Annotated in this window: 22 protein-coding genes; all 22 read right to left on the bottom strand. The window is 34.2% G+C overall.

What is annotated here, in order from left to right:
* Position 1: 1 nt before the first annotated feature.
* A complete protein-coding gene (locus Q9306_RS07310; RefSeq protein ID WP_306196794.1) occupies positions 2 to 1,105 on the bottom strand; it encodes a glycosyltransferase in 1,104 nt (367 codons plus the stop codon).
* A gap of 42 nt (positions 1,106 to 1,147) precedes the next feature.
* Entirely contained in the window at positions 1,148 to 2,533 is a 1,386-nt protein-coding gene (locus tag Q9306_RS07305; RefSeq protein ID WP_306196792.1) for a sugar phosphate nucleotidyltransferase, read from the bottom strand.
* 131 nt (positions 2,534 to 2,664) lie between these two features.
* Positions 2,665 to 3,912: a glycosyltransferase family 4 protein gene (locus Q9306_RS07300; RefSeq protein WP_306196790.1), complete on the bottom strand. Its 1,248-nt coding sequence runs from the start codon at positions 3,910 to 3,912 to the stop codon at positions 2,665 to 2,667.
* Positions 3,909 to 4,475, bottom strand: coding sequence for a putative colanic acid biosynthesis acetyltransferase (locus tag Q9306_RS07295; RefSeq protein ID WP_306196788.1), 567 nt, complete (start codon positions 4,473 to 4,475; stop codon positions 3,909 to 3,911). The genes Q9306_RS07300 and Q9306_RS07295 overlap by 4 nt, the downstream gene beginning before the upstream one ends.
* A gap of 11 nt (positions 4,476 to 4,486) precedes the next feature.
* Positions 4,487 to 5,632 (bottom strand): glycosyltransferase family 4 protein, encoded by a 1,146-nt coding sequence (locus Q9306_RS07290; RefSeq protein WP_306196786.1) that lies wholly within the window; start codon positions 5,630 to 5,632, stop codon positions 4,487 to 4,489.
* 2 nt (positions 5,633 to 5,634) lie between these two features.
* Entirely contained in the window at positions 5,635 to 6,876 is a 1,242-nt protein-coding gene (locus tag Q9306_RS07285) for a hypothetical protein (protein WP_306196783.1), read from the bottom strand.
* 82 nt (positions 6,877 to 6,958) lie between these two features.
* The gene (locus Q9306_RS07280) at positions 6,959 to 8,071 is read right to left on the bottom strand and encodes a glycosyltransferase (RefSeq protein WP_306196781.1); all 1,113 of its coding nucleotides are present in this window, start codon (positions 8,069 to 8,071) and stop codon (positions 6,959 to 6,961) included.
* 300 nt (positions 8,072 to 8,371) lie between these two features.
* Complete coding sequence (locus Q9306_RS07275) at positions 8,372 to 9,325, bottom strand: polysaccharide pyruvyl transferase family protein (protein ID WP_306196779.1); 954 nt, start codon at positions 9,323 to 9,325, stop codon at positions 8,372 to 8,374.
* Between the two features lie 3 nt (positions 9,326 to 9,328).
* A complete protein-coding gene (locus Q9306_RS07270; protein WP_306196777.1) occupies positions 9,329 to 10,648 on the bottom strand; it encodes a flippase in 1,320 nt (439 codons plus the stop codon).
* 219 nt (positions 10,649 to 10,867) lie between these two features.
* The gene (gmd, locus tag Q9306_RS07265; RefSeq protein WP_306196775.1) at positions 10,868 to 11,944 is read right to left on the bottom strand and encodes a GDP-mannose 4,6-dehydratase; all 1,077 of its coding nucleotides are present in this window, start codon (positions 11,942 to 11,944) and stop codon (positions 10,868 to 10,870) included.
* Between the two features lie 46 nt (positions 11,945 to 11,990).
* Entirely contained in the window at positions 11,991 to 12,935 is a 945-nt protein-coding gene (fcl, locus tag Q9306_RS07260; protein ID WP_306196773.1) for a GDP-L-fucose synthase, read from the bottom strand.
* Between the two features lie 18 nt (positions 12,936 to 12,953).
* Complete coding sequence (locus Q9306_RS07255; RefSeq protein ID WP_306196771.1) at positions 12,954 to 13,640, bottom strand: sugar transferase; 687 nt, start codon at positions 13,638 to 13,640, stop codon at positions 12,954 to 12,956.
* Positions 13,641 to 13,659: 19 nt separating this feature from the next.
* Positions 13,660 to 14,541 carry a UTP--glucose-1-phosphate uridylyltransferase GalU gene (gene galU, locus Q9306_RS07250; protein WP_306196769.1) on the bottom strand — a complete coding sequence of 294 codons (882 nt, stop codon included), beginning with the start codon at positions 14,539 to 14,541 and terminating at the stop codon, positions 13,660 to 13,662.
* Positions 14,542 to 14,807: 266 nt separating this feature from the next.
* Entirely contained in the window at positions 14,808 to 15,575 is a 768-nt protein-coding gene (locus Q9306_RS07245) for a tyrosine-protein phosphatase (protein WP_306196767.1), read from the bottom strand.
* Positions 15,576 to 15,638: 63 nt separating this feature from the next.
* A complete protein-coding gene (locus tag Q9306_RS07240; protein WP_306196764.1) occupies positions 15,639 to 16,343 on the bottom strand; it encodes a CpsD/CapB family tyrosine-protein kinase in 705 nt (234 codons plus the stop codon).
* The gene (locus tag Q9306_RS07235; protein ID WP_306196761.1) at positions 16,333 to 17,076 is read right to left on the bottom strand and encodes a YveK family protein; all 744 of its coding nucleotides are present in this window, start codon (positions 17,074 to 17,076) and stop codon (positions 16,333 to 16,335) included. Before Q9306_RS07235 ends, Q9306_RS07240 begins: the two co-directional genes overlap by 11 nt.
* A 304-nt stretch (positions 17,077 to 17,380) precedes the next feature.
* Positions 17,381 to 18,058, bottom strand: coding sequence for a CpsD/CapB family tyrosine-protein kinase (locus tag Q9306_RS07230; protein WP_371932346.1), 678 nt, complete (start codon positions 18,056 to 18,058; stop codon positions 17,381 to 17,383).
* Between the two features lie 277 nt (positions 18,059 to 18,335).
* Positions 18,336 to 18,770, bottom strand: coding sequence for a 3-hydroxyacyl-ACP dehydratase FabZ (gene fabZ / locus Q9306_RS07225; RefSeq protein WP_035430592.1), 435 nt, complete (start codon positions 18,768 to 18,770; stop codon positions 18,336 to 18,338).
* A 483-nt stretch (positions 18,771 to 19,253) separates the two neighbouring features.
* The gene (locus tag Q9306_RS07220) at positions 19,254 to 20,255 is read right to left on the bottom strand and encodes a rod shape-determining protein (RefSeq protein WP_098917311.1); all 1,002 of its coding nucleotides are present in this window, start codon (positions 20,253 to 20,255) and stop codon (positions 19,254 to 19,256) included.
* A 158-nt stretch (positions 20,256 to 20,413) separates the two neighbouring features.
* Positions 20,414 to 20,686: a sporulation transcriptional regulator SpoIIID gene (gene spoIIID, locus Q9306_RS07215; protein ID WP_020061467.1), complete on the bottom strand. Its 273-nt coding sequence runs from the start codon at positions 20,684 to 20,686 to the stop codon at positions 20,414 to 20,416.
* Between the two features lie 317 nt (positions 20,687 to 21,003).
* Positions 21,004 to 21,138, bottom strand: a complete 135-nt coding sequence (locus Q9306_RS07210; RefSeq protein WP_020061466.1) for a hypothetical protein — start codon at positions 21,136 to 21,138, stop codon at positions 21,004 to 21,006.
* Between the two features lie 661 nt (positions 21,139 to 21,799).
* On the bottom strand, positions 21,800 to 22,768 hold the full coding sequence (spoIIQ, locus tag Q9306_RS07205; RefSeq protein ID WP_306196748.1) for a stage II sporulation protein SpoIIQ: 969 nt from the start codon (positions 22,766 to 22,768) through the stop codon (positions 21,800 to 21,802).
* Positions 22,769 to 22,859: the final 91 nt, after the last annotated feature.

Genomic DNA, 22,859 nt, shown 5'->3' with positions numbered 1-22,859 from the left:
CTTACATAATACCTTCTTTCTGAATAAAGTTTACGACACTTTTATTTATTATTTCAAGTATATGAGAGACAATAGTAGAGACCTCATTTCCATATAACACTTTTTTCACATTTACATATTCACTAGGATTTATACTATAAAGCTCTTCCCATGTAATAAGGTCGCATAACTGATTGTTTTTCAAAAAACGAATCGTATTTTGGTCTTCATTCATTCCTTTTCGATCTATAATTACTAAAGGTTTTCCATAAACAACAGCTTCGCTTACCGTTCCCCAACCTGCTTTAGAAACAACACAGTCAGCAACCGCAACATAGTTTTGTGATTCTGTATAATCATCAGGGATTTTATGCACATTCGGATGTTTGACATCCATATTGCTCGAAATAATAAATACAAATTCTTTATAATCCCACAAAGATAATTCTGTTATATCACCTATATCAATCTTCATTCCAAGTGGAATAAAGATTATTTTTTTTGTTCCACTTGGATTTAGCTCCTTTTGGATTCTATTAACTTCTAATGCGTTTATCCTTCTACTATAAAAATTAAAAGAAAAGGTCTCTTCCTTCGCCCAATACTTCTCCTTATTTCCAGCTAATGAATAAAAATAATCCATCTTCTCGTACATATAGTGAAATATTTGTAGCAAGTCTTGGGAAAGAATATTTTCATAAGCTGTATACCATGTGAAATTAGAAATACCAATAGATGGAACAGCTAGTTTCTCAGCTATTTCAAAAGCAATCGGTGAAATATCAGAGACGATACACTCAATTTGAAAAGAACTAAGGAAAGCTACTTCATTTTCGATCTTCTCTGGTAATCCTGTACAAAATTCCTTACATACTTTTTGCAGTGTCTCGCCATCTAATTCTAGAGAATGTTCTTTTAAAATATACCCAACATCTGTTTCAACATCATGAAAAATCACTCTACCTGCATACTCTTTTAACGACTCTCGAATAAAATCCAAAGCAAATGAATGACATACAATAATTTGTATATCTTTTCTTACGCTTAACATTTCCCGTATTAAAGCAATACATCTAGTTGCATGCCCAAATCCATATTCTGAAATATAAATAACAAATGTTTTCATTATTTTCCCTCAAAAGAAAAACCGCTAGTATACTCCTAGCGGTTACATAATAACCTGCGCTTGTGATTGGTAATAATGTGTTAAAATGTCATCCCATTTTGTATAAAGACGAATAAAATCAGTATTTACTACCTCTTTCCCTGTTTGTACTTCAATAAACTCTAGCTCATTAATTGCACGAATAGCGTGTTTTTTACCTGCAGGAATATGAACAATATCCCCAGCTTTTACACGTCGAATGTTATCGTCTAAGATAAGCTCACCTTCACCACGAATAATCGTCCATACCTCATTGCGTAAATTGTGATAATGGTAAGTAGAATTTTTATTTTCTTGAATACAAATTCGCTTTGTTACCATTTCTTCATTCTCATATTTTGCATAATCTAACACTTTAGACCACCCCCATACACGCTCTTCATACATAGGTGGTTGATCGAAAGAGCTAATTAGGTCTTTAATCTTTGGGCTAGATGCTTTATCGGCTACAAGGACACCATCAGGACTCGCTGCAACAACGATATCAGAAAGACCAACCACAGTAATCGGTACTTCTAACTCATTGACTACGTGTGTATTTTGAGAATCCTCACTAATTATACCTTTCCCAATTTGAGTAGTAGCCATCTCTTCTGTCAATGTATTCCATGTCCCCAAGTCTTTCCAATACCCACTGTATGGCAAGGCAATGATATGATTTGCTTTTTCAACTACCTCATAATCAAAGCTGATTTTTGGTAATTGATCGTACTGCTTAGAAAGGACCTGGTAAAAAACAGGGAGATTCTTTTCTTCTAAAATATTAATTAAATAACGTAATCTGAAGGCAAACACACCACAGTTCCATAATGCTTTTTGTTCAATTAACGTTACTGCTTTTTCTTCACTTGGTTTCTCAGTAAAACGCGCTACATTAAAATATTCTTGTGGATTATTTTCTTGTGTTGGCACAATATAACCGTATTTCGAAGATGGATATGTTGGTTCAACCCCCATAAGAGCTAAGTCAGCATTAGAATTTTGTAAAGCAGTGTCTAAATCTTTTACTCTTTCAAAAAAACTATCTTCTACATAAGGGTCCACTGGCAATACAATAACCGTTTCATCTAGATCCATTTTTTGTTCAGAGAATAAAAAAGAACCAGCAAGTGCAATTGCCGGAAATGTATCCCTTCTCTCTGGTTCTACAATTAGCGGTACACCTGTACCTAATTGATTGTAGATCATTTCCGTTTGCATTCTTGATGTCGCAATAACAGCAGAATCGCTTAAAGCAACTGATTCCAGTTGCCCCCATACACGTTGCACCATTGATTGATATGAGCCTTCTTCATTTTCTAAAACTTTTAGAAATTGTTTTGAACGAGTATCATTCGAAAGTGGCCAAAGACGTTTACCTGAGCCACCTGATAATAAGACAAGTTTCACTAGTCCGTCCCTCCTTCTCCTAGTTCAAATAAAAAAGAACCTTCTTCCAAGTAACTATACATAAAAAACTAATTATCCATAATATGCAGTAAACATATTTAAGATTTCCAGTATATAAATTCAAAATTATCTCACTGTTCCATTATCCGTTTTAATAATTTCCTATACTTATTAATAGAGATTTCTCTCTTTAAGTTCTCTTCTAAATACCCTCTTCCATTTAACCCAATTTTAACCAAATCAATCTTATCCATTTTATATAAATTATCAATAACTTTGATAATTTCAGGATAATTTTGCGGCTCGACTACAAATCCAGAATTACTTTTATCAATAAGCATTTGTGCTTCGCTCTCTTGTTCTAAAACACCAAGAATAGGTTTACCAGCAGCCATGACTCCATAAATCTTACTCGGAACAGATACACCTTTAATTCCTTTTTGATTGACAACCAGATGAACATCTGCAGCATTAAGAGAATATTTAATAAACTCTTTCGGTTGATATGGTAAAAAGAATACATTAGGAATTTTATTATTTTGAATAAATTCCTCCATATGTTTCTTTACTGCACCTTCACCAATAAACACAAAAGCAATATCCTTATATTCTTTAAAGTGTTCAGTCACTTTAACGATATTTTCCAGATCGTAGTATAGACCTATATTACCGGAATACATAATAATAAACTTATCCTTCAAGTTATTATCTTCCAAGAATTGTTTGATATTTCGATCGGACTTATCAAGAGGAACAACTTCTTGTTCATTTGTCCAGTTATTAATAACTGCATAATCCGGTACTTTCTTTCCAACAAACCTTTGTTTTAAAGTTTCACTCATGTCATTTCCAACTACAATGACGCAATCAGCAAAACTACAGTTTAACATGTCTATCTTTTTAGCAATCTTAAATATAGATTGTTTATTCGTATAACTTACTGCAGCTGCTTGTTCAGGGTTAAAATCTTGAACATTATAAACATGCTTTGTTCTCTTTAAAAATTTCCCGATTGTACCAATCAAACCTCCTAAAACTGGTGGTTGTGAAATTGTATAAATAAGATCCACACCTTTTTCTCTAAGAAGTGCAATATTAGCTAAAACAAAATAAGAGAATATATATTTCATTCGGCTCAATTTAGAAGTTTTATCAACTTCAGGTAAACGGATTCGAATGATTTTCATATTCTCTAAACAATCTTCTTCAAATAGTTTTCTTGTACTAATTTTTTCACCTGCATAGTTAGGTTGAGCAGCAATAACAGTTATATTAAAATCATTTTGCAAGTCTAAACAGAGCTCAGTCATTAATTGGCCAGTAGAGGCAAAATCAGGATAAAAATAATTAATTACAAAAGCAATTTTTTTCTTTTTCACAGTAACTCCTCTTCCTCAAACCGTTTCTTTATAAACTTAGCTGGAAATCCAGCATGTATTTCATTTGCAGGTATATCTTTTAAAACCGTACTTCTTGCTGCCACTACCCCCATTTTATGGATTGTTATACCTGGATAAACAAACACATCACTTGCCACCCATGCACCATCTTGAATATGAATTGGTTTTGTAATCAAACCAAAATAAGGATCTTTAGCATTATGACTGCCTGTACATAAATATACCTCTTGTGAAATAACACAATTTGTTCCTATATGAATTTCATCTAAACTATAAAATTGAACATTATCTCCTATCCAAGAATAATCATTAATAGATACTTTCCAAGGATAAGTAAATTTAGCAGAACTACGAACTCTAACACCTTTGCCAATCTTTGCACCAAATAAACGCAATAAAAAATTCCGCCATCCATACATATTGTGTAATGAAAAACGAAAAATAGTTCCTTGTACAAGCCACCACAAAAGAACTGTAACACTATTTCTTCCTCTAGAATACCACTCTTGATTATACTTAGATAAATCTATTATATTCTTCATAACATTACACCCTAATTCATTAATGATTCATATACTTGAACAGTTCTAGTTACATATTTTTCTTGGGTAAATTCTTTTTCTAAAGTTGTTTTTCCATTTCGCCCTAACTCTTTAAAATCTTTTGAAAAAACATCTAAAATTCCTATTGCTAATTTTTCACTATCCTCTGATGGAACTATTACACCTGTATTGCTACGTACCATTTCAGGAACCCCACCAACATCTGTAGCTACAACAGGCAATCCTTTACTCATAGCTTCTAAAATTACAGTAGGAAAAATGTCATAAACTGAAGGCAAAACAAATAAATCTGATTGTGCCAAAATTTCAGGCACATCCCTTCTTAACCCTAAAAAGTGCACTACACTACTCATATTTGCTTCTTCTACTTTTTCCATTAAAGATTCCTTATAAGCGATTTCACGATCAAAGGCTACATCCCCAACTATAATAAATTTGATATCATTATCCACATTTTGTATTTTTTCCGCTGCTTCAATTAAATATTCAATACCCTTCATCGGTGAAAGGCGCGCCACAGTAACTACTATCTTATCTTCTTTACTTAATCCTAACTCTCTTCTTAAATTATAATTTTCATTTTGGGCTTTTTCCTTAACTTTGATTCCGTTGTAAATTTTTATAGTTTTATCTGATTTATATAATCCCCACTCCAACATAGTTTTACTACGATCACACAAAACTATAACTTTATCATTAAATAGATGATTAAGATACCCCACAAATTTATAAGCCAGTAAAGGCCTCCTTGGCAATTCATGAATCGTTTGCACTGTAGGTATATCCAACATCTTCCCCACGATGTTCCCACCTATAAGTTCCATTTTATGAGAATGTATAATGTCAATACTGTATTTTTTTACTAATTTTTTCAATCTAGTAATAGAAACAAATAATTTCATGAAATTTTTGAAATAATAATCCCAACTAGTAGGTTTTCCAAAAACCGCTAAAGTCTCAAAAATTACTTTAGCACCTAATTCTTCATATTTTTCTACATATGGGCTATATTCAGGAAGAACCACATAAGGTGCAAATCTCTCTTTATCTAGACCTTCCACTAATTGCAATAGTACTGTATCAACCCCTCCAACATGACTAGCGTAAGGTTGAATATATAATATATTTTTCTTCATTGTTAGTAACCTCTAATTTCTTGAGTGTTTTTATCAATTTTAAATTCATTTCTTAAATGAGATTTATGATTAATATTCTCAATTCCACATGCTAATATCGGAACCAAGATCACAGTTAATCTAGGAGCTGCTAAAAATGTAAATCCAATCCCTACAAATCCAATACAAACAATAAGGAACTGTAATTGTCTATCTCTTTTATAGCCAATAACGCTAAACAATAATAGTGCAAATATAGCTATCAAACCAATAAAACCACTTTGAAAAAGAACTACTAAATATTGAGAATCTCCAATAAAAATTCCCGTTGATGATGATCCATTCCCAAAAAAGAGATGTAAAATATCTACTGTTCTAAGAAATTCTAATATAGGAGCCAACATACCCGATTGGCTATCAAACCTCGTACCTAATAGCCCTTCTATAGAAAATGCACTTAACATATTCTCTTTTATAGGATTATAAGCACCATCATATAAACTATTAATAAATAACAATACAGGAATAACTAACAAAACCCCTGTAAATATTGAAAGAAACGGTTTAATAGGTATTGCTTTAATTAAAAGCATCCATATTATATAAATAATAAATAAAAGTAGGAATGTTTTAGTTAATGAAAGAAACCCTATAAAAATTCCTAGTAACATAAATAAACTGTTAGATTTTTTAGTTTCCTGACCTTTCTTAGGAGTATTGAAAATGAGTGAAATAAACGCATAAATTGCCAGAGAAGTTGGATGTTCAAATGGTCCTAATCCCCTCTGAATATTACCAATAGCCTTATATAAATCCACTATTCTCCAAGAAGTATTGTAATATTTGTAAGTTATATCTAACATAGAACCTATATTTAACATCTGCATCACAGTAAATAACAATACAATAGGCAAACTTATTTTAAAAAATAATGTCATGGTTTCTCTAATATCCCTAATCAAAGAGATTGCTATAATAGCCCAAATCAGTAATAGTACTTTATCACCCACAGAAAAAAGACTGGCCTGATTATAAAAAGATGTATTAGATTCGAAAAAAATTAAAATTAAATCTAACAATAAAATAAAACCAAAAAATATTGAACTTAACCCCAACCTAAATTTGTTAAATATTAAACAATATAAAATACCTATAATACCAATTATAAGTTCCCCAGCAAATTGTAATTTAAAAGGAATAGGTATCATAATAGCTACGGTCAATAATATCGCCATCATAAGACTTTCGTTTTTCACTTTTTTCATTAAATATCCTTTCTCATCAGACCTTTTCATAACTTTGGTATTCAACTAATACAAAAGTTATCCTCCATTGCTCTTTAGATTCTTATTCAGATAAATATAATTTCTGATGCTGTTGTATAAATTCACTTAGAGTATATTTACTAGGTAATGGATTTTCACTATGAGATAAGTATTCTTTACGATCTTCGTATTTATCTATAAATTCTTTTATTGCATATGCTAATTCATCCGTATTTTCTGGTGCAACTATTTTATAATCTGTACCACTTTCGGAAAGAACGGATTTATTACTTCCCACATCAGTAGCAATAATTGGGATTCCTATAGATATAGCTTCCAGTAGCGATACACTTAAACCTTCCCATAATGATGGCATTACATATAAATCACAAGCTCGTAAAATTTCTGGTATTTCTTGACGATTTCCTAATAAGAAAACATTACTTGACAGTTTTAATTCTTGTACTAAGTCCTGTATCTCTTTTTTCAATTCGCCGTCACCAATTATAAACAAGTTAATCTCATAAATTTTCTTTAATTGCTCTATAGCTTGTATTGCATATACATGTCCTTTTTGAGTAGTTAGTCTTCCAATTGAAACTATATTAATTCCATTTCTTCTATCTCTAAGCGTTTTTTGTATTAAATCCGATCTTTTTCCATGAACAGAGAATACTTCTGTATTTACTCCATTATAAATAAGTTGCATATCTCTCTTTGGTAATTTCAATATTCTCCTAGCTACCTGTTCTACTTCATGAGAAATCGCTATTGTTTTGTCATATCTATTTTTAATCAGCTTCATAAGGAAAATATTATTAAGAACTGTATTATGTAAAGTCTGTACATATTTACATTTTGTATAAAAATAAGAGGCTAAACCAACATAAATACTACAATGTTCTAAATGCGCATGAACCACATCCGGTTTGATTTTCTTAAGTACTTTAACAATTTGGAATACTGTCCAAATCTTATTTGTCCCCTTACGCTTTCTTAAAAATTCTACAACTACTCCATTTTTTTGAAGGGTTTGGAGCATTTCCGAATTGTTATCTGATTCATCCCCTTCTATTACTAAAACCGTCACATCAAATAATTCTTTGTTTAATTTTTCAGCCAAATTAACTACTAAGTGTTCGGCTCCACCATGCGTTAACTTCTTTATTACTTGTACCACTTTAGTCTTATTCATTTAACCCCATCCTGTTTTACTTATTGTAGAGTAGAAAACTGCACAGAAAAAGATGGTTTGCCCATCTCTTTTTTGTTACAACTTCTCCTCATCAAACCGTAGTGAGATTCTCTCATACAGCTTTCCAGCGTTCTTCTTTCTTGGGATATCTGTTTATTCTAGTCTCAAAGATATAAAGTTCTCGGAATTTTTCTAGCTTTTATATCATTGTAGTTAACTAGCTTCCCAATATTAACTCACGCTTATCTTCTTCCAACTTATAAACAAAGTAGAGCTCCTTCTTTACTTCATTGCTATGAACTAAAGTGAATTTGCAAATTGTTTCTTCCAAGAATTTATGTCTTCCGTCGGTAAATGAATTTGGGTACTCTTTTTCGAATTTATCCATGTATTAATATCTTGTAGATTAATTCTATCGATTACTGGAAGGTTAGTATCTCTAGATATCTCAGTAGCTCTATTATCCACTCCCAAAATTAGCGTACGTTTCTTTTTTTGTAAAGCTCGAACGCCGGCATGTAATCTAGTACCAATATAATCAACATTATTATTATTAAAAACTTCATTTAATGAGTCTATATTAGGTGATAAATACTGTATTCTATCTCCACCTATAGTTTTCATGTACTCATAGTCATGTGGTTGTTGGGTCCAATAATATATGTTGTTATAATTTTTGTCTAAAATTTCAATAAGCTTATTATCGTATTCGTAATTTTGATTATATTCCGTGAATGTAACAACTACACTATCAGATTTTTCTGTAGGAATCTGTTTGCAATGCGCTTCATCTAGTCCCCACATAGTAGGACAAGCTGTATTTATAACATTCTTGATACCTGCAGATTTCAGCATTTTTTCCGTGTAAGAATCCCTAACAGAATGAATAACATCTTTAGCTAGTAAACGTTTATATAATAATCTAGTATAAGAATTAACTTTTCCTTGGTACTTACACCACCCTACTCCCATTAACGTTATATTGTTAATAAATAATGAATCATATAAACTAACTTTCCACTGATTATGTCGGAACATATTTGAAGATAACAGATTTGTTCCTCCTACAAATGCATAATCACTCTGTTTTAAGAAATTATAAGAATGTTTACCAATTACATCGTGCGTAGGCATATTTATAAAAAAATCATTTTCAAAAATATCGGAAAGTATTCCATTTACTGCATCCATTATTATTCCGTCACCTAAATTTGAACTCGCCACTTTGGTGTCTAAGACAGAAATTGTTTTCATAATTCATCTCCTCTTTAATATAAACGCGCTAAATATTAAACGTGAAATCTTCCTATAAGAAGGGCTATAAAGCATAGGAAATACTACCACTAATGCATAGGAGACAATAGTCCCTATAGCTGCACCCACAATTCCATACTTAGGAATTGTGTATAAATTTAACAATATATTCCCAATAGCACCTATAAAATTCCTATAAAAAGCCATTAATTGTAAATTTTCGTTAATAAACCAACTTCCTGTAGCTATTTGAACAAAAACAAAAGCAGATGCCCAAATATGAATCGTTAAAACCATTGCAGATTCTTGGTATTCTATTCCATAAAATAAATTAATAATATAGTCTGCCGAGAAAGTTATAACAATAGAAACCGCATAAGCCATTGCAACTAAAATTAAAAGTAATTTTTTAAGCTTTTCATAATATAGACTTTCTGAAACCTTTTTAGCCTCGATAATTGATGGAAAAGTTGAAGCAGCAATCGCTGTTGGTATGAAATACCAAGATTCAGATAGTTTAGTTGCGGCAGTATATACACCTACCGCTGCTGAACCTAAAAATTTTTGTATCATTATTTGATCTATACGCATATAAATCATTATAGCCATACCAGAAAATATCAAAGGCCAACTATCTTTCAGTAACCTTTTAGCAGTTTCTGATTCATATTTCCATTTCCTTAAAGATTCTCCATCACGCCGATAAATTAGTACTAATAGGAAGCCACCTATTAGTACTTCTAAAACTGAAAAAAATGCAAATGTTATCAAAGAACCCTTAGAAATAATTAGTAATATCTTCAGGATCGTCGATATAGCCAACGCAATATCTTTAGCAATTATAAATTTTTTAGATTTAACTTGAGCTTGATACCAGAATCCAATTGTGTCAAAACATTGAAAAATCATCCCGAAAGAAATTATTACAATAAGCCAAAAAGTAGTACTCAATTCCTTTGCCATCAAAAAATACACTACGTTAATTGTAAAAAAAGTTATGATTCCTCCTGCAATTTTCAAAACAAAGGCTGAACCTAAAACTGTGTTAGTATCCATTGACTTATTTACAATATTTCTTATCACAATATTATCTAATCCAAGGGTAGCAAAATACATAAATAATGTTGTAAAAGCTTGTGCGTAACTTAATATGCCAAAATTATCCGGTCCAAGAAACCTTGCTATCCAAATACTAATAATAAAATTAGTAAAGAAGCGAAATATTTTATCAAATAGTAACCATACAGTATTAGTAAAAATTTTGCTTTTTATATCAAATCTTAAAGAAAGTGCACTCAGTATTTTAGAATTACTCTTTGACATAAATTTATTCCTTCTCTATAAATTTATTTTAATTAACCTTCCAATATTTTTATCCACCATCAAACTACTTTTCTAATATAATTACTTTATTACCTACCTTTAATTTCCTACATTATATTTAGCTTTGACTACAAGAATATATCTCATATGGTTATAAAATCTCTAATGCTACTATAAAAGTATGCATTCTGCTATATCTCTTTCATACCATTTAGTTTTTTAATCAAACATCCTCTTCAATTTATCTTCTTTCTCAACCTTCTTCATATCCTCCTCTACCATAATACGAACAAGCTCTTCAAAAGAAGTCTTTGTCGGATTCCATCCTAATAGCGTTTTCGCTTTTGTTGGATCTCCTAATAATTGCTCTACTTCTGCTGGACGGAAGAATTTAGGATCTACTGCCACAACTACTTTACCAGTCTCTTTGTCAATACCTTTTTCATCTACACCTTCTCCTACCCATTCAAGTTCAACACCTACGTTTTTAAATGCTAATGTTGTGAACTCACGAACCGTATGCATTTCGCCTGTTGCAATAACAAAATCTTCTGGAGTGTGGTGTTGCAAAATTAACCACATACACTCCACATAATCTTTTGCATATCCCCAGTCACGAAGGGAATCTAAATTTCCTAAATATAACGTATCTTGTTTTCCTTGCGCAATACGTGCTACTGCAAGCGTAATTTTTCGTGTTACAAATGTTTCACCGCGTCGTTCTGATTCATGATTGAATAAAATACCGTTTACTGCGAACATATTATAAGATTCACGGTAATTCTTAGTAATCCAAAAACCATAAATTTTTGCTACCCCATACGGAGAACGCGGATAGAATGGTGTTGTTTCTTTCTGCGGTACTTCTTGTACTTTACCATATAGTTCAGATGTGGAAGCTTGGTAAATACGCGTTGTTTCTGTTAATCCTAAAATACGTACTGCTTCTAAAATACGTAATGTTCCTACACCATCTACATCTGCTGTATATTCTGGTACATCAAATGATACTTTTACGTGTGATTGTGCACCTAAATTATAAATTTCATCCGGACGAATTTCACTAATTAAACGAATAACGTTTGATGTATCTGTAATATCTCCATAATGAAGGTGGAAGTTTTCTTGGTTATTTAATCCTACAATCTCTTCATTTACTAATTGCTCAATACGATCCATGTTGTAAGAAGAACTACGACGAATTATACCATGTACCTCGTATCCTTTTTCCAATAAGAATTCCGCTAAATAAGAACCATCTTGTCCTGTTACACCTGTAATTAATGCCTTTTTCATAATATCCTCCAGCTATCTATTTGTTTTTTCACATCTATTTTCCAACTTATTTTCTTACTAATTCTTTTTCGGTTTTTAAAAACCAATCATATGCTTTCTTTAAACCTTCATCTAAAGAAGTCGTTGCTTTCCATCCTAATGAGTTGATTTTTGATACATCTACTAGTTTACGAGGAGTTCCATCTGGTTTGGATGCATCAAAACGAAGCTCTCCTTCAAAACCTACTGTTGTTTTTACTTTTTCCGCAAGCTCTTTAATAGATAAATCTTCACCTACACCAATGTTTACAATTTCATTACCTTCATAGTTATTCATTAAGTATACACAAGCATCTGCTAAATCATTAGAGTATAAAAATTCACGTAATGGTGAACCAGTTCCCCATACTTCTACAAATTCATCATTACTTTCTTTCGCCTCATGGAACTTACGAATAAGTGCTGGCAACACATGTGATGTATGTAAATCAAAGTTATCGTTTTCACCATATAAATTTGTCGGCATCGCAGAAATATACTTTGTTCCATATTGGCGATTGTACGATTGACACATTTTAATCCCTGCAATTTTTGCAATTGCGTATGGTTCATTCGTTGGCTCTAATTCACCAGTCAGTAAATATTCTTCCTTTAATGGCTGTGGAGCCATTTTTGGATAAATACATGTACTCCCTAAAAAGAGCAGTTTTTCTACTCCATAGCGATAAGCTGAATCAATAATATTTGTTTGAATCATTAAGTTATCACGAATAAAATCAGCTGGATATTCATTGTTCGCAACAATTCCTCCTACTTTCGCAGCCGCTAAAAATACATATTTAATTTGTTCTGCTTGGAAGAAATCTTCTACTAGCTTTGAATCACGCAAGTCTAATTCTTTACTTGTTTTATATACTAGGTTTGTATATCCTTGTTCTTCTAATTTACGTAAAATAGCTGACCCAACTAAACCACGATGCCCTGCCACATATATTTTGGAATCTTTTTTCATAATCCACTGATCTCCTTTTTAAAAAGCATTATTAGATCCTGATAATACTTTTAACGTTTTCAATACAATCTTCATATCATACGACATACTTCTATTCCGTATATACTCCAAATCTAACTCAACCATTTCTTCAAAACCAACATTATTTCTTTCCGTCACTTGCCAAAGTCCCGTACACCCTGGTGTAACAAGTAATCGCTGTTTATCATAAGACGTGTATTCTTTCACTTCTCTAGGCAGTGGTGGACGTGGCCCAACCAGACTCATCTCACCTTTTAATACGTTTAATAACTGAGGCAATTCATCAATGCTCGTTTTCCGAATAAATTTTCCAATCTTCGTCACACGAGGATCTTCTTTCATCTTAAACATTGCACCTGATACTTCGTTATGTTTTAGTAAATCGTTTAATCGCTCTTCCGCATCCGTGACCATAGAGCGAAACTTATACATATAAAATTGTTTTCCATCTTTGCCAACACGAATTTGTTTGAAAAATACAGGTCCCTTTGAATCCTCGTATTTAATGAGTATCGCCACGATGAGGAAGATAGGAGATAATAAAATGAGACCACATAACGCACCAACAAAGTCCATGAATCGCTTTGCTGCTAAATAACCTTTACGACCGTTCACATCTTCCAAAATAAGTTCTCTATTATTTACTTTCTCTACATCTCCACTTGATACTTTTACCAAGTTCAAAGCTCTCCCACCTCACTTTTTATACATGCACATTCTCTTTCTGTACCAATTCATTCATATACTTCATCAATTCATCTTTCAGTTCATCATGCTGAAGTGCCATTTCAATTGTCGTTTTAATAAAGCCAAACTTCTCTCCAACATCATAGCGTGTTCCTTCAAAGTCGTATGCAAATACTCTTTGAATTTCGTTTAAACGTTGGATCGCATCTGTTAATTGAATTTCTCCGCCTGCACCTGTTTGCTGGTTTTCTAAGAACATGAAGATTTCTGGTGTTAATACGTAGCGACCCATAATTGCTAAGTTAGACGGCGCTGTTCCTTGTGCTGGTTTCTCTACAAATTTACGCACTTGGTAGCGACGGCCATTTTGCGTAGTTGGATCGATAATGCCGTAGCGGTGTGTTTCGTTGTCTGGTACTGTTTGAACGCCAATGACAGAAGCGCTTGTCGCTTCGCATTCATTTATTAACTGACGTAAGCATGGTGTTTCTGCTTGTACAATGTCATCGCCAAGTAATACCGCAAATGGCTCGTTTCCAATAAATTTACGCGCACACCATACTGCGTGTCCTAATCCTTTTGGTTCTTTTTGACGTATGTAATGAATGTTAATCTTCGAAGATTCTTGTACTTTTTCTAAAATTTCATATTTACCTTTGGATAATAGATTTTCTTCCAGTTCAAAGGAATGATCGAAATGATCTTCAATTGCACGTTTTCCTTTTCCTGTTACGATAATGATGTCCTCAATGCCAGATTCAATTGCTTCTTCTACGATGTATTGAATTGTCGGTTTGTCTACAATCGGTAACATTTCCTTTGGCATTGCTTTCGTTGCTGGTAAAAATCTTGTTCCCAGTCCAGCCGCTGGAATAATTGCTTTTTTTACTTGTTTCAAAACGAGTCCCCCTAACTACATTTTACATCTATTTATACCTTTTGTATCTATCTATAAGGATGCAGCAATAATAAAAACCCTAGCTACAGTGTTCTTATACACAACTCCATAGCTAGAGTTTTTATAAATTATATTGGGCATCTAACCCATCCTCACGCCATGCTCCCGACGACAAGCGTCTAAGGTAGGTTGAAATATAATTTCTACCCACAGCACAACCGAGTGCCTCCGTTGATAATGGTCAGGAGACATCACCATTGTTTACCTTAAAAAATACCAAATATTTTTTTACGGCGAATCTGTTGTGGATCTTCTTTATAGATCGTTTTACCACTTATTAACAAATATGGATTTTCCTTGAAGTCTATGAGCATGTTTGTACCAAATTCATTTTCGATAACATCATAGCCAGCTTGTAAATGAAATGCTCTTGTCGTTGTGTTATGCGCGTCTGACGCGATCATATGCGTTAAGTTATGTTCAACAAGCTGCATGGAGAACTTTTTAATTTTCTTACCGAAGTTCCCAAGCAAACTCCCAGCTGTTACTTGTGTTAACGCACCTTTATTTACGAGGTTATATAGCTTCTCTGGCCGCTCGATTAACTCGGCATTGCGTTCGGGGTGAACAATAATGGGAATCATACCCTTTACTCGTAATTCGTATAACATTTGTTCGGCATAACGTGGTACGTGATTGGATGGAAATTCAATTAGTATATATTTATTTGTTTCATTTAATGTAAGAATTTTACCAGCTTCATAATCTGCTAATAAGTCCCCGTATAAACGAACTTCTTGACCTGGTAATACAGTTAGAGGAATATCATGTTCTTGGAGCGCTTCATTTAACTGTTTCACTTGATGAAGAATCTCTGCACGCTCATTTATATATTTGCCGTTTTGATGATGCGGAGTTGCGACGATTGTGTGAATACCTTCTGCCGCTGCTTTTTGTGCCATCGCGAGACTATCCGTTAACGTCCCGGCCCCGTCATCGATACTAGGCAAAATATGACAATGTAAATCGATCATCGTTTACCCTCTTTTCTTATGTATTTTCAAGATGAAAGAGAAGTGCGCGTAGCGCACACCTCTTTAGTTTGCACCGTAGTAGTAATATAGGCTCTGTTCACGTTCACGATCGTTTAGAACAACACCTAGCAATTTACCTTTTGCAGATTCTAATAATGTTTTTGCCTTTAGTGCTGCTTCTTTTTCTGTTTGTTCACTGCGTACAACAAGTACAGATGCATCACATTGGCTCGCCATAATTTGTGCGTCCGTTACTGGTAAGATTGGTGGCAAGTCGAAGATTACTAGATCATATAAGCTATAAGTTTGACTAAACAGTTCTTTCATCGCCTTTGATCCAAGCAGTTCTGCAGGATTTGGCGGAATTGGGCCAGATGGGAGAAAATCTAATTTATCTACTGCTGTTTTTTGAATACATGTTTCTAATCGTTCACCAGCTGTTAAGACATTCGTTAAACCGAAAATGTTGTCAACTTGAAACATTTGATGCGTTGCTGGCTTTCGTAAGTCTGCATCGACAAGTAAGACGCGCTTTCCTTGTTGTGCAAATACAACGGCAATATTTGCTGTTGTCGTCGTTTTTCCTTCACTTGGGTTCGCAGACGTCACCATTAAAGAATGGATTTTTCGATCTACTGAGGCGAACTCAATATTCGTACGAATGTTGCGATATTGCTCAGAGATTGGTGATTTTGGCTGTTGGTATGCAATTAATTGACGACGTTGACGATGATTATTCTTTTTCTTAAATAAACTTTTAAGAACCAATTGTTTGCCCCCTCACTTTCTTCGCTGACGCTGCACGTGATTTCTTCCCTAATTCTTCTTCATCCATACGCGCAACGATACCGAGAACTGGTAATCCTAGTAATTTCTCGACATCTTCTTCTTTCTTTACAGTGTTGTCTAAATATTCTAGTAAGAATGCTAGTCCAACAGATGCCATTAATCCTACAACAAGCGCAATCGCTATATTCATCACGGGCTGTGGCTTAACTGGCGATTGATTGTCTGCCACTTCTGCTTTTGATAATACAGTTACGTTATCTACACTCATGATTTTGGCAACTTCGCCTTTGAATATTTCCGTTGTTGTGTTGGCAATATCACGGGCTACTTTTGGGTCTTTATCTTGCGTTGTTACCGTTACAACTTGGGAATCTTTCTCATTCGCAACTTCAATCTTTTTACTTAATTCTTGCGTTGTTATATTTAAACCTAACTTTTCTTTCACTTGATCTAAAATAACGGGACTTTTAATAATGACCTTATATGTATTGGTCAATTGAATGTTCGTCTGAACCTCACCAGCTTGAATCATTGCTCCTTCTTGCTTCTTTTGGTTAACAAGAATTTGCGTCGAAGATTGATAGATTGGTGTCATAAAGAAAAAGCTCACAATCGCACTAATGATTGCTGCTCCAAATGTAATCGTAAGAATCATCGCGAAGCGTTTTCGTAAAACTTGAAATAACTCTTTTAAACTAATCGTGTCTTCCATAAGCTCCCCCAGCTCTCGTAATTTTACATAGCAAAAAGTATAACATAAAAAAATATAAGATTTTTATAAAACGTAGGCTTTTTATAAAAACCTTTATGTTATTGTCGACTCACAGTACCTATATTCATTTTTTTAAAACCTAACTTAATATTACAAAATACCATTAAATCTGACAACAGCATATCGTTAATTTGCAATAAAAACCAAATAAATAATCATGTATTTTTATACATATAAAATATTTATATATATAAAAAACCTAGGAGTCAATAAATTTCACCTAGGTCTTTTATTTTTTAAAAATTTAATAATATCCGTAAGTATGTTCAGACTGAGGTTTCCCATTAAGCACAACACCGAGCAATGTTGTGTTTGTATTGTGTAATACATTTTTCGCTTTTATCGCTTGCTCTTTTTCCGTTTTTCCACTGTATAGTACAAGTATCGCACCTTGGCATTGATTGGCAACAACTTGAGCATCTGTAACGGCAAGAACTGGTGGTGTATCGAAAATGATGAGATCATAATGTTTCTCTGCTTCTTGCAATAATTCTTCCATCATCGCTGAGCTTAGTAATTCTGCTGGATTCGGCGGGATAGGTCCGCATGCTAACAGATGTATGTTTTCTATATCCGTTTTTGCAATGCACTCCTGCAGTGTCCGCTGCCTCGATAATACATTTGTTAATCCCCAAACGGTATCAACTTGAAATAACTGATGAAGAACTGGTTTTCGCAAGTCCGCATCGACAAGCAAGATTTTTTCTCCTTGTTGTGCAAAGGCGACAGCAAGATTGGCAGTCGTCGTTGTTTTTCCTTCTCCTGGATTTGCCGATGTTACGACAAGAGAACGGATCTTTTGATCAATAGAAGCAAATTGTATGTTCGTTCGGATATTACGATATTGTTCAGCGAGAACAGATTGCGGCTTTTCATATGCAATGAGTTTCCGCTTCGACTGCAGACGTTTACGAAAAAACATAGACGACATCCTCCTTCAATAAAGTGGAACCTTCAGAAACGGAGATTCATTCTCCATTAACCATCAGCATATACATTGAAGTTCGTTCTATTCTCAAGGTGACTATAATGAGATATGCATTTCTCTAACATCAAAAACCGAAAATACCACATACAAAATCATACATTATTTTACTTAAATTAACAACGAAATTTTTGAATATAAAATATATTCAAAAAATATAACGTTATATAACGAAATTACAATAAATAAAAAAAACCGTCATCATCATGACGGTTTACTCTTTCTTATCTCCAAGTGCAAATGTAATTTCCGCTTCACATGCTACTTCACCATTTACAGTTGCGACTGCTTTTCCTTTGCCAATCGGACCGCGTACACGTGTCATTTCTACTTCTAAGCGAAGTTGATCACCTGGTCGTACTTGTCTTTTAAAGCGACAGTTGTCAATGCCAGCAAAGAAAGCAAGACGGCCACGGTTTTCTTCTTTCTTTAAAACAGCGATTGCACCAACTTGTGCTAATGCTTCTACAATAAGCACACCAGGCATTACTGCGTAGTCAGGGAAATGACCGTTAAAGTATTCTTCATTTGCAGATACGTTTTTAATCCCCACTGCACGTTTTCCTTCTTCTACCTCAAGAACTTGGTCAACAAGTAGAAATGGATAGCGATGCGGGATAATTTCTTTAATTTGCTCTATGTTTAACATCACATTTCGCTCCTTTTTTAGATATTAGTCTTAGTACTAGGTTATATATATTATCCCACTTTGTTTATTATTTGTCATTACAAAAAAACGAAGCAGATTTTTCTGCTTCGTGTCATTTTAAAAAAAATGCATATACTCTTTCTTCTCTACAATTTTTGGTATAACAAGCATAAATACAGTTCACATGGAGATAGAAAAAGCATATGCCCAAGTTAGGGGAAGTCAATATACCAAAGGCATATTCACCTCATTTGTCGTATTCGCCTTCATTATAATATAATTATATACAAGATGAAAACGACAAATTTCAACATTTTTCCCCATAATAATCTATTTTTCTCTTTTTTTCTTCATTTTTCTTTTATTTTCGTAAAAGCGTTATATTTTTAAAAATAGATAAATAAATATAATAATTTAAAAAAACGTTAGGGTGTATGCCTAACGTTTTTCGTTCTTTTCATTCCCACTGATTCCAGTACGTTCCTATCGAAGAGCGCGTCGTGGTAATTTATCAATGTTCTCAAGCATGATACCCGTTCCAACTGCTACGCAGTGCATTGGATTTTCCGCAATTAATACAGGTACTTTTAACTCTTCTGCAAGAAGCATGTCAATACCGTGCAATAATGCACCGCCACCTGTTAAAATAACGCCGCGGTCAATAATATCAGCAGATAATTCAGGTGGTGTACGTTCTAATACACCTTTTGCAGCTTGTACAATAACAGCTGCATTTTCTTTCAATGCCTCTGTAATTTCTTCAGAGCCTACTGTAATTGTGCGAGGCAAACCTGTTACCATGTCACGACCGCGAATTTCAAGTTCTTCACTACGTGCACCTGGGAACACTGTACCTACTTTAATTTTAATATCTTCTGATGTACGTTCCCCAATTAATAGCTTATACTTACGTTTAATATAGTTTAAGATCTCCATATCAAACTTATCGCCCGCCATTTTTATGGAAGAGGAGGTAACGATATCGCCCATAGAAAGTACTGCAATATCCGTTGTACCTCCGCCAATATCCACAACCATATTTCCGCTTGGTTGGAAGATTTCCATACCAGCACCAACAGCAGCTACTTTTGGTTCTTCTTCTAAGTATACTTTCTTACCGCCAGATCTTTCAGCAGCTTCACGGATTGCTTTTTGTTCTACAGACGTGATGTTTGTTGGACAGCAAATTAAAATGCGAGGTTTTGATAAAAAGCCTTTGACGTCAAGTTTGTTGATGAAATGTTTTAACATCGCTTCTGTAATTTCGAAGTCAGCAATTACACCATCTTTAAGCGGACGAATCGCTACAATATTTCCAGGTGTACGCCCTACCATACGTCTTGCTTCTTCCCCTACCGCTAATACTTTTCCTGTGTTGCGGTCAATTGCCACAACAGACGGTTCATTTAATACAATTCCTTTACCTTTTACATGAATTAATACGTTGGCCGTGCCAAGGTCAATTCCGATATCTCTCGCAAACATTCCTGTGCTTCCTCCTCAATATCTAAATCAGGTTAAACCCGAATTCTTTACACCTAATTCCTAATTTTATCATATTCTTTCCTGAAACGTAATATTGAAGAAATGAATTATGCTGAAAAAAAAGTTACTTTTCTTCGGAATGTTTGCTTCATGTCAGATTATTGACGCACGATTTTTTCTGTATCCTCTTTTTGGTACTTTTGTTTCGTCGCTTCGCCGCCCCGGAGATGACGAATTGACTTATGATAATCAAGAATTTCCTTCACTTCATTTGCGAGCTCTGGATTAATTTCTGGTAAGCGTTCTGTTAAATCTTTATGCACAGTACTTTTTGACACACCAAATTCCTTCGCAATAACACGAACTGTTTTTCTTGTCTCCACGATATACTTGCCAATCTTGATTGTTCTCTCTTTGATGTAATCGTGCACACCACTCGCCTCCCTAAATTGGATGTGAGAAGGGTGAAATGAGACTCGCTGCATGTGACTAAGCTGTAAGTTCGAGTGCTGTTTGTAAGCGCTACACTTTTTGGGATTTATAATGAAATGATCCACGATTTCTCACCTCAAACACTCTCTTTGCTTTGGTTTATAACCATTGTATTGCCCGCATTGTATTTATATGCTACAAGTTCTCTATTTTTGCGGACTACAGTGACAAAAATTACATTTTTTTTTGAGAAATCGGTGAAAAATGAAAGTTTCTTCTTTGGAAAGGCAAAAAAAATGACGCCTTCTAAAAAGCGTCATTCCTCTCGATCAAATTCTTCTTCCAAAAGGCTTTGACGGGGGACTTCTCTCTTGCTGGTAATCAAATAATATAAGGAAAACAAAACAAATAATAAAATAATTGCAATTGACACAACAAATAATAACGACAAAACAATCCCCTCCCTTTAGTAATATATATATTCGAGAATTCTGTCCAATTTCCTTGCCATTACAAGGTTTTTAAAAATACATTTGTAACTATTCAGCCATACATTTCATTTAGAAGTTTGATAAGGAGTATAATTCCAACGAAAATACACTTACCTATAATTGCTGCCATGAAAATAAAGTGAAACTTCCATCAGTGACGCTTTTCTCACTGATGGAAAGCCCGCCCAATCGGGCTTTTACGGGCAGTTGTCCCCCACCTATCTTCTTAAGAAATGCGGAAGTGGCTCGTTCAGAATGTGAGGGGGATGGAGCTTCTGACATAGAGGTGCTTTTTACCTCGTAGGAGGAAGCGAAGCCACCGAACATTCTAGCCATTGGAGCTGGACAACGATTCTTTCTCAATCTTGAGGTGGGGGTCTTACTGCTCGTTAATGCGGAGTAAAAATAGACCTACACCTCGCTGCCTTTCTTTGTTTTCAAACTTTGCGCGTGGCAGGAAAAGGTACTGACCGCTACTATACATAGCCAGTCCCTCTCGACCACTTAAAAAAATGCTTTTCTATCGGTTTTTCATAGAGTGACTGAGTAGTTACTTCCATTTTATTCTTATATAAAAATAAAACCATCAATTCTCGTATAGAGAGTTGATGGTTTTGTTCATTACTCAGCTTGTTCAGAAGATGTCGTTTCGTTCTCTGCTGAACCATTTGTTGACTTCTCTTCTTTTTTCTTGTCATCAGCTGAACCATTTGTTGATTTCTCTTCTTTTTTCTTGTCATCAGCTGAGCTATTTGTTGATTTTTCTTCTTTTTGCTTATCATCAGCCTGACCGCTTGTTGATTTCTCTTCTTTTTGCTTATCGTCAGCTGGGCTGTTTGTTGATTTCTCTTCTTTTTGCTTATCATTAGCTGAGCCGCTTGTTGATTTCTCTTCTTTTTGCTTTTCTTGCTTTTCAACTTTAATATCCGCAACAGACTTGTCAAAGAAGCGTTCTGGATTTACAGCAACATTATCTTTACGAACTTCGAAATGAACGTGATAACCTGCGTCTTTATTCACTTCGCTTAATCCCGCTTTCCCTAACACTTCACCCTGATTAATTTTCGCGCCTTTTTCCACTTTTGCATTTCCTAAGCTTTGGTAAAACGTTGTAATACCATTGCCGCTGTCAACTGTTACAACATAGCCAAGAAGTGGATCTTTTTCTGCTTTTGTAACTGTTCCGCTTAACGCTGCAGTTACATCAAACTCTTTTCCATTTTTCGCTGTGATATCGATTCCTGTATTCGCAGAGTATGTGTTGTTATAAAAAACAAGTGCTTGTTCTTGCTCCTCAGCCGCTGCTTTATCTTCGTAAAACTTCTTCTTTACAACAACTTCTGTGCTACTTGCAGTTGGCATCTTCACAACTTCTGAAGATTTGATTACTGGCACTGTTGGATTTTCACCTTGGCTTTGCTGCGTTGCTTCATTTTTCTCAGGCATCTTCTTCGTATTCATTGCCTGATACCATAATGCAACCGTTAAAATGACTGCTGCACACACAATGTATAGTGTCGGGAATACCCAACGCTTTTGAAACAAATGGACTACTTTTCGAGAAGACTTCTTGTTTTCCCTCTCTCTCATTCTATCATCACCTCAGCAATCATTTTGAACAAGATTCATCCATCCTATACAATCTATAACTGATTACTTTTCGACAAAATTTGTAAAATTA

The sequence above is a fragment of the Bacillus multifaciens genome (assembly GCF_030756675.1).
GTDB classification, from domain to species: Bacteria; Bacillota; Bacilli; order Bacillales; family Bacillaceae_G; genus Bacillus_A; species Bacillus_A multifaciens.
This window is presented reverse-complemented; position numbering and strand designations above follow the sequence as displayed.

Bases quoted from the DNA above. Each gene is read 5' to 3' on its own strand.
- Q9306_RS07310 (WP_306196794.1), bottom strand. From the start codon at position 1,105: ATGAAAACATTTGTTATTTATATTTCAGAATATGGATTTGGGCATGCA.
- Q9306_RS07295 (WP_306196788.1), bottom strand. From the start codon at position 4,475: ATGAAGAATATAATAGATTTATCTAAGTATAATCAAGAGTGGTATTCT.
- Q9306_RS07290 (WP_306196786.1), bottom strand. From the start codon at position 5,632: ATGAAGAAAAATATATTATATATTCAACCTTACGCTAGTCATGTTGGA.
- Q9306_RS07285 (WP_306196783.1), bottom strand. From the start codon at position 6,876: ATGAAAAAAGTGAAAAACGAAAGTCTTATGATGGCGATATTATTGACC.
- Q9306_RS07280 (WP_306196781.1), bottom strand. From the start codon at position 8,071: ATGAATAAGACTAAAGTGGTACAAGTAATAAAGAAGTTAACGCATGGT.
- Q9306_RS07275 (WP_306196779.1), bottom strand. From the start codon at position 9,325: ATGAAAACAATTTCTGTCTTAGACACCAAAGTGGCGAGTTCAAATTTA.
- Q9306_RS07270 (WP_306196777.1), bottom strand. From the start codon at position 10,648: ATGTCAAAGAGTAATTCTAAAATACTGAGTGCACTTTCTTTAAGATTT.
- gmd (WP_306196775.1), bottom strand. From the start codon at position 11,944: ATGAAAAAGGCATTAATTACAGGTGTAACAGGACAAGATGGTTCTTAT.
- fcl (WP_306196773.1), bottom strand. From the start codon at position 12,935: ATGAAAAAAGATTCCAAAATATATGTGGCAGGGCATCGTGGTTTAGTT.
- Q9306_RS07245 (WP_306196767.1), bottom strand. From the start codon at position 15,575: ATGATCGATTTACATTGTCATATTTTGCCTAGTATCGATGACGGGGCC.
- Q9306_RS07235 (WP_306196761.1), bottom strand. From the start codon at position 17,076: ATGGAAGACACGATTAGTTTAAAAGAGTTATTTCAAGTTTTACGAAAA.
- Q9306_RS07230 (WP_371932346.1), bottom strand. From the start codon at position 18,058: ATGTTTTTTCGTAAACGTCTGCAGTCGAAGCGGAAACTCATTGCATAT.
- fabZ (WP_035430592.1), bottom strand. From the start codon at position 18,770: ATGTTAAACATAGAGCAAATTAAAGAAATTATCCCGCATCGCTATCCA.
- Q9306_RS07220 (WP_098917311.1), bottom strand. From the start codon at position 20,255: ATGTTTGCGAGAGATATCGGAATTGACCTTGGCACGGCCAACGTATTA.
- spoIIQ (WP_306196748.1), bottom strand. From the start codon at position 22,768: ATGAGAGAGAGGGAAAACAAGAAGTCTTCTCGAAAAGTAGTCCATTTG.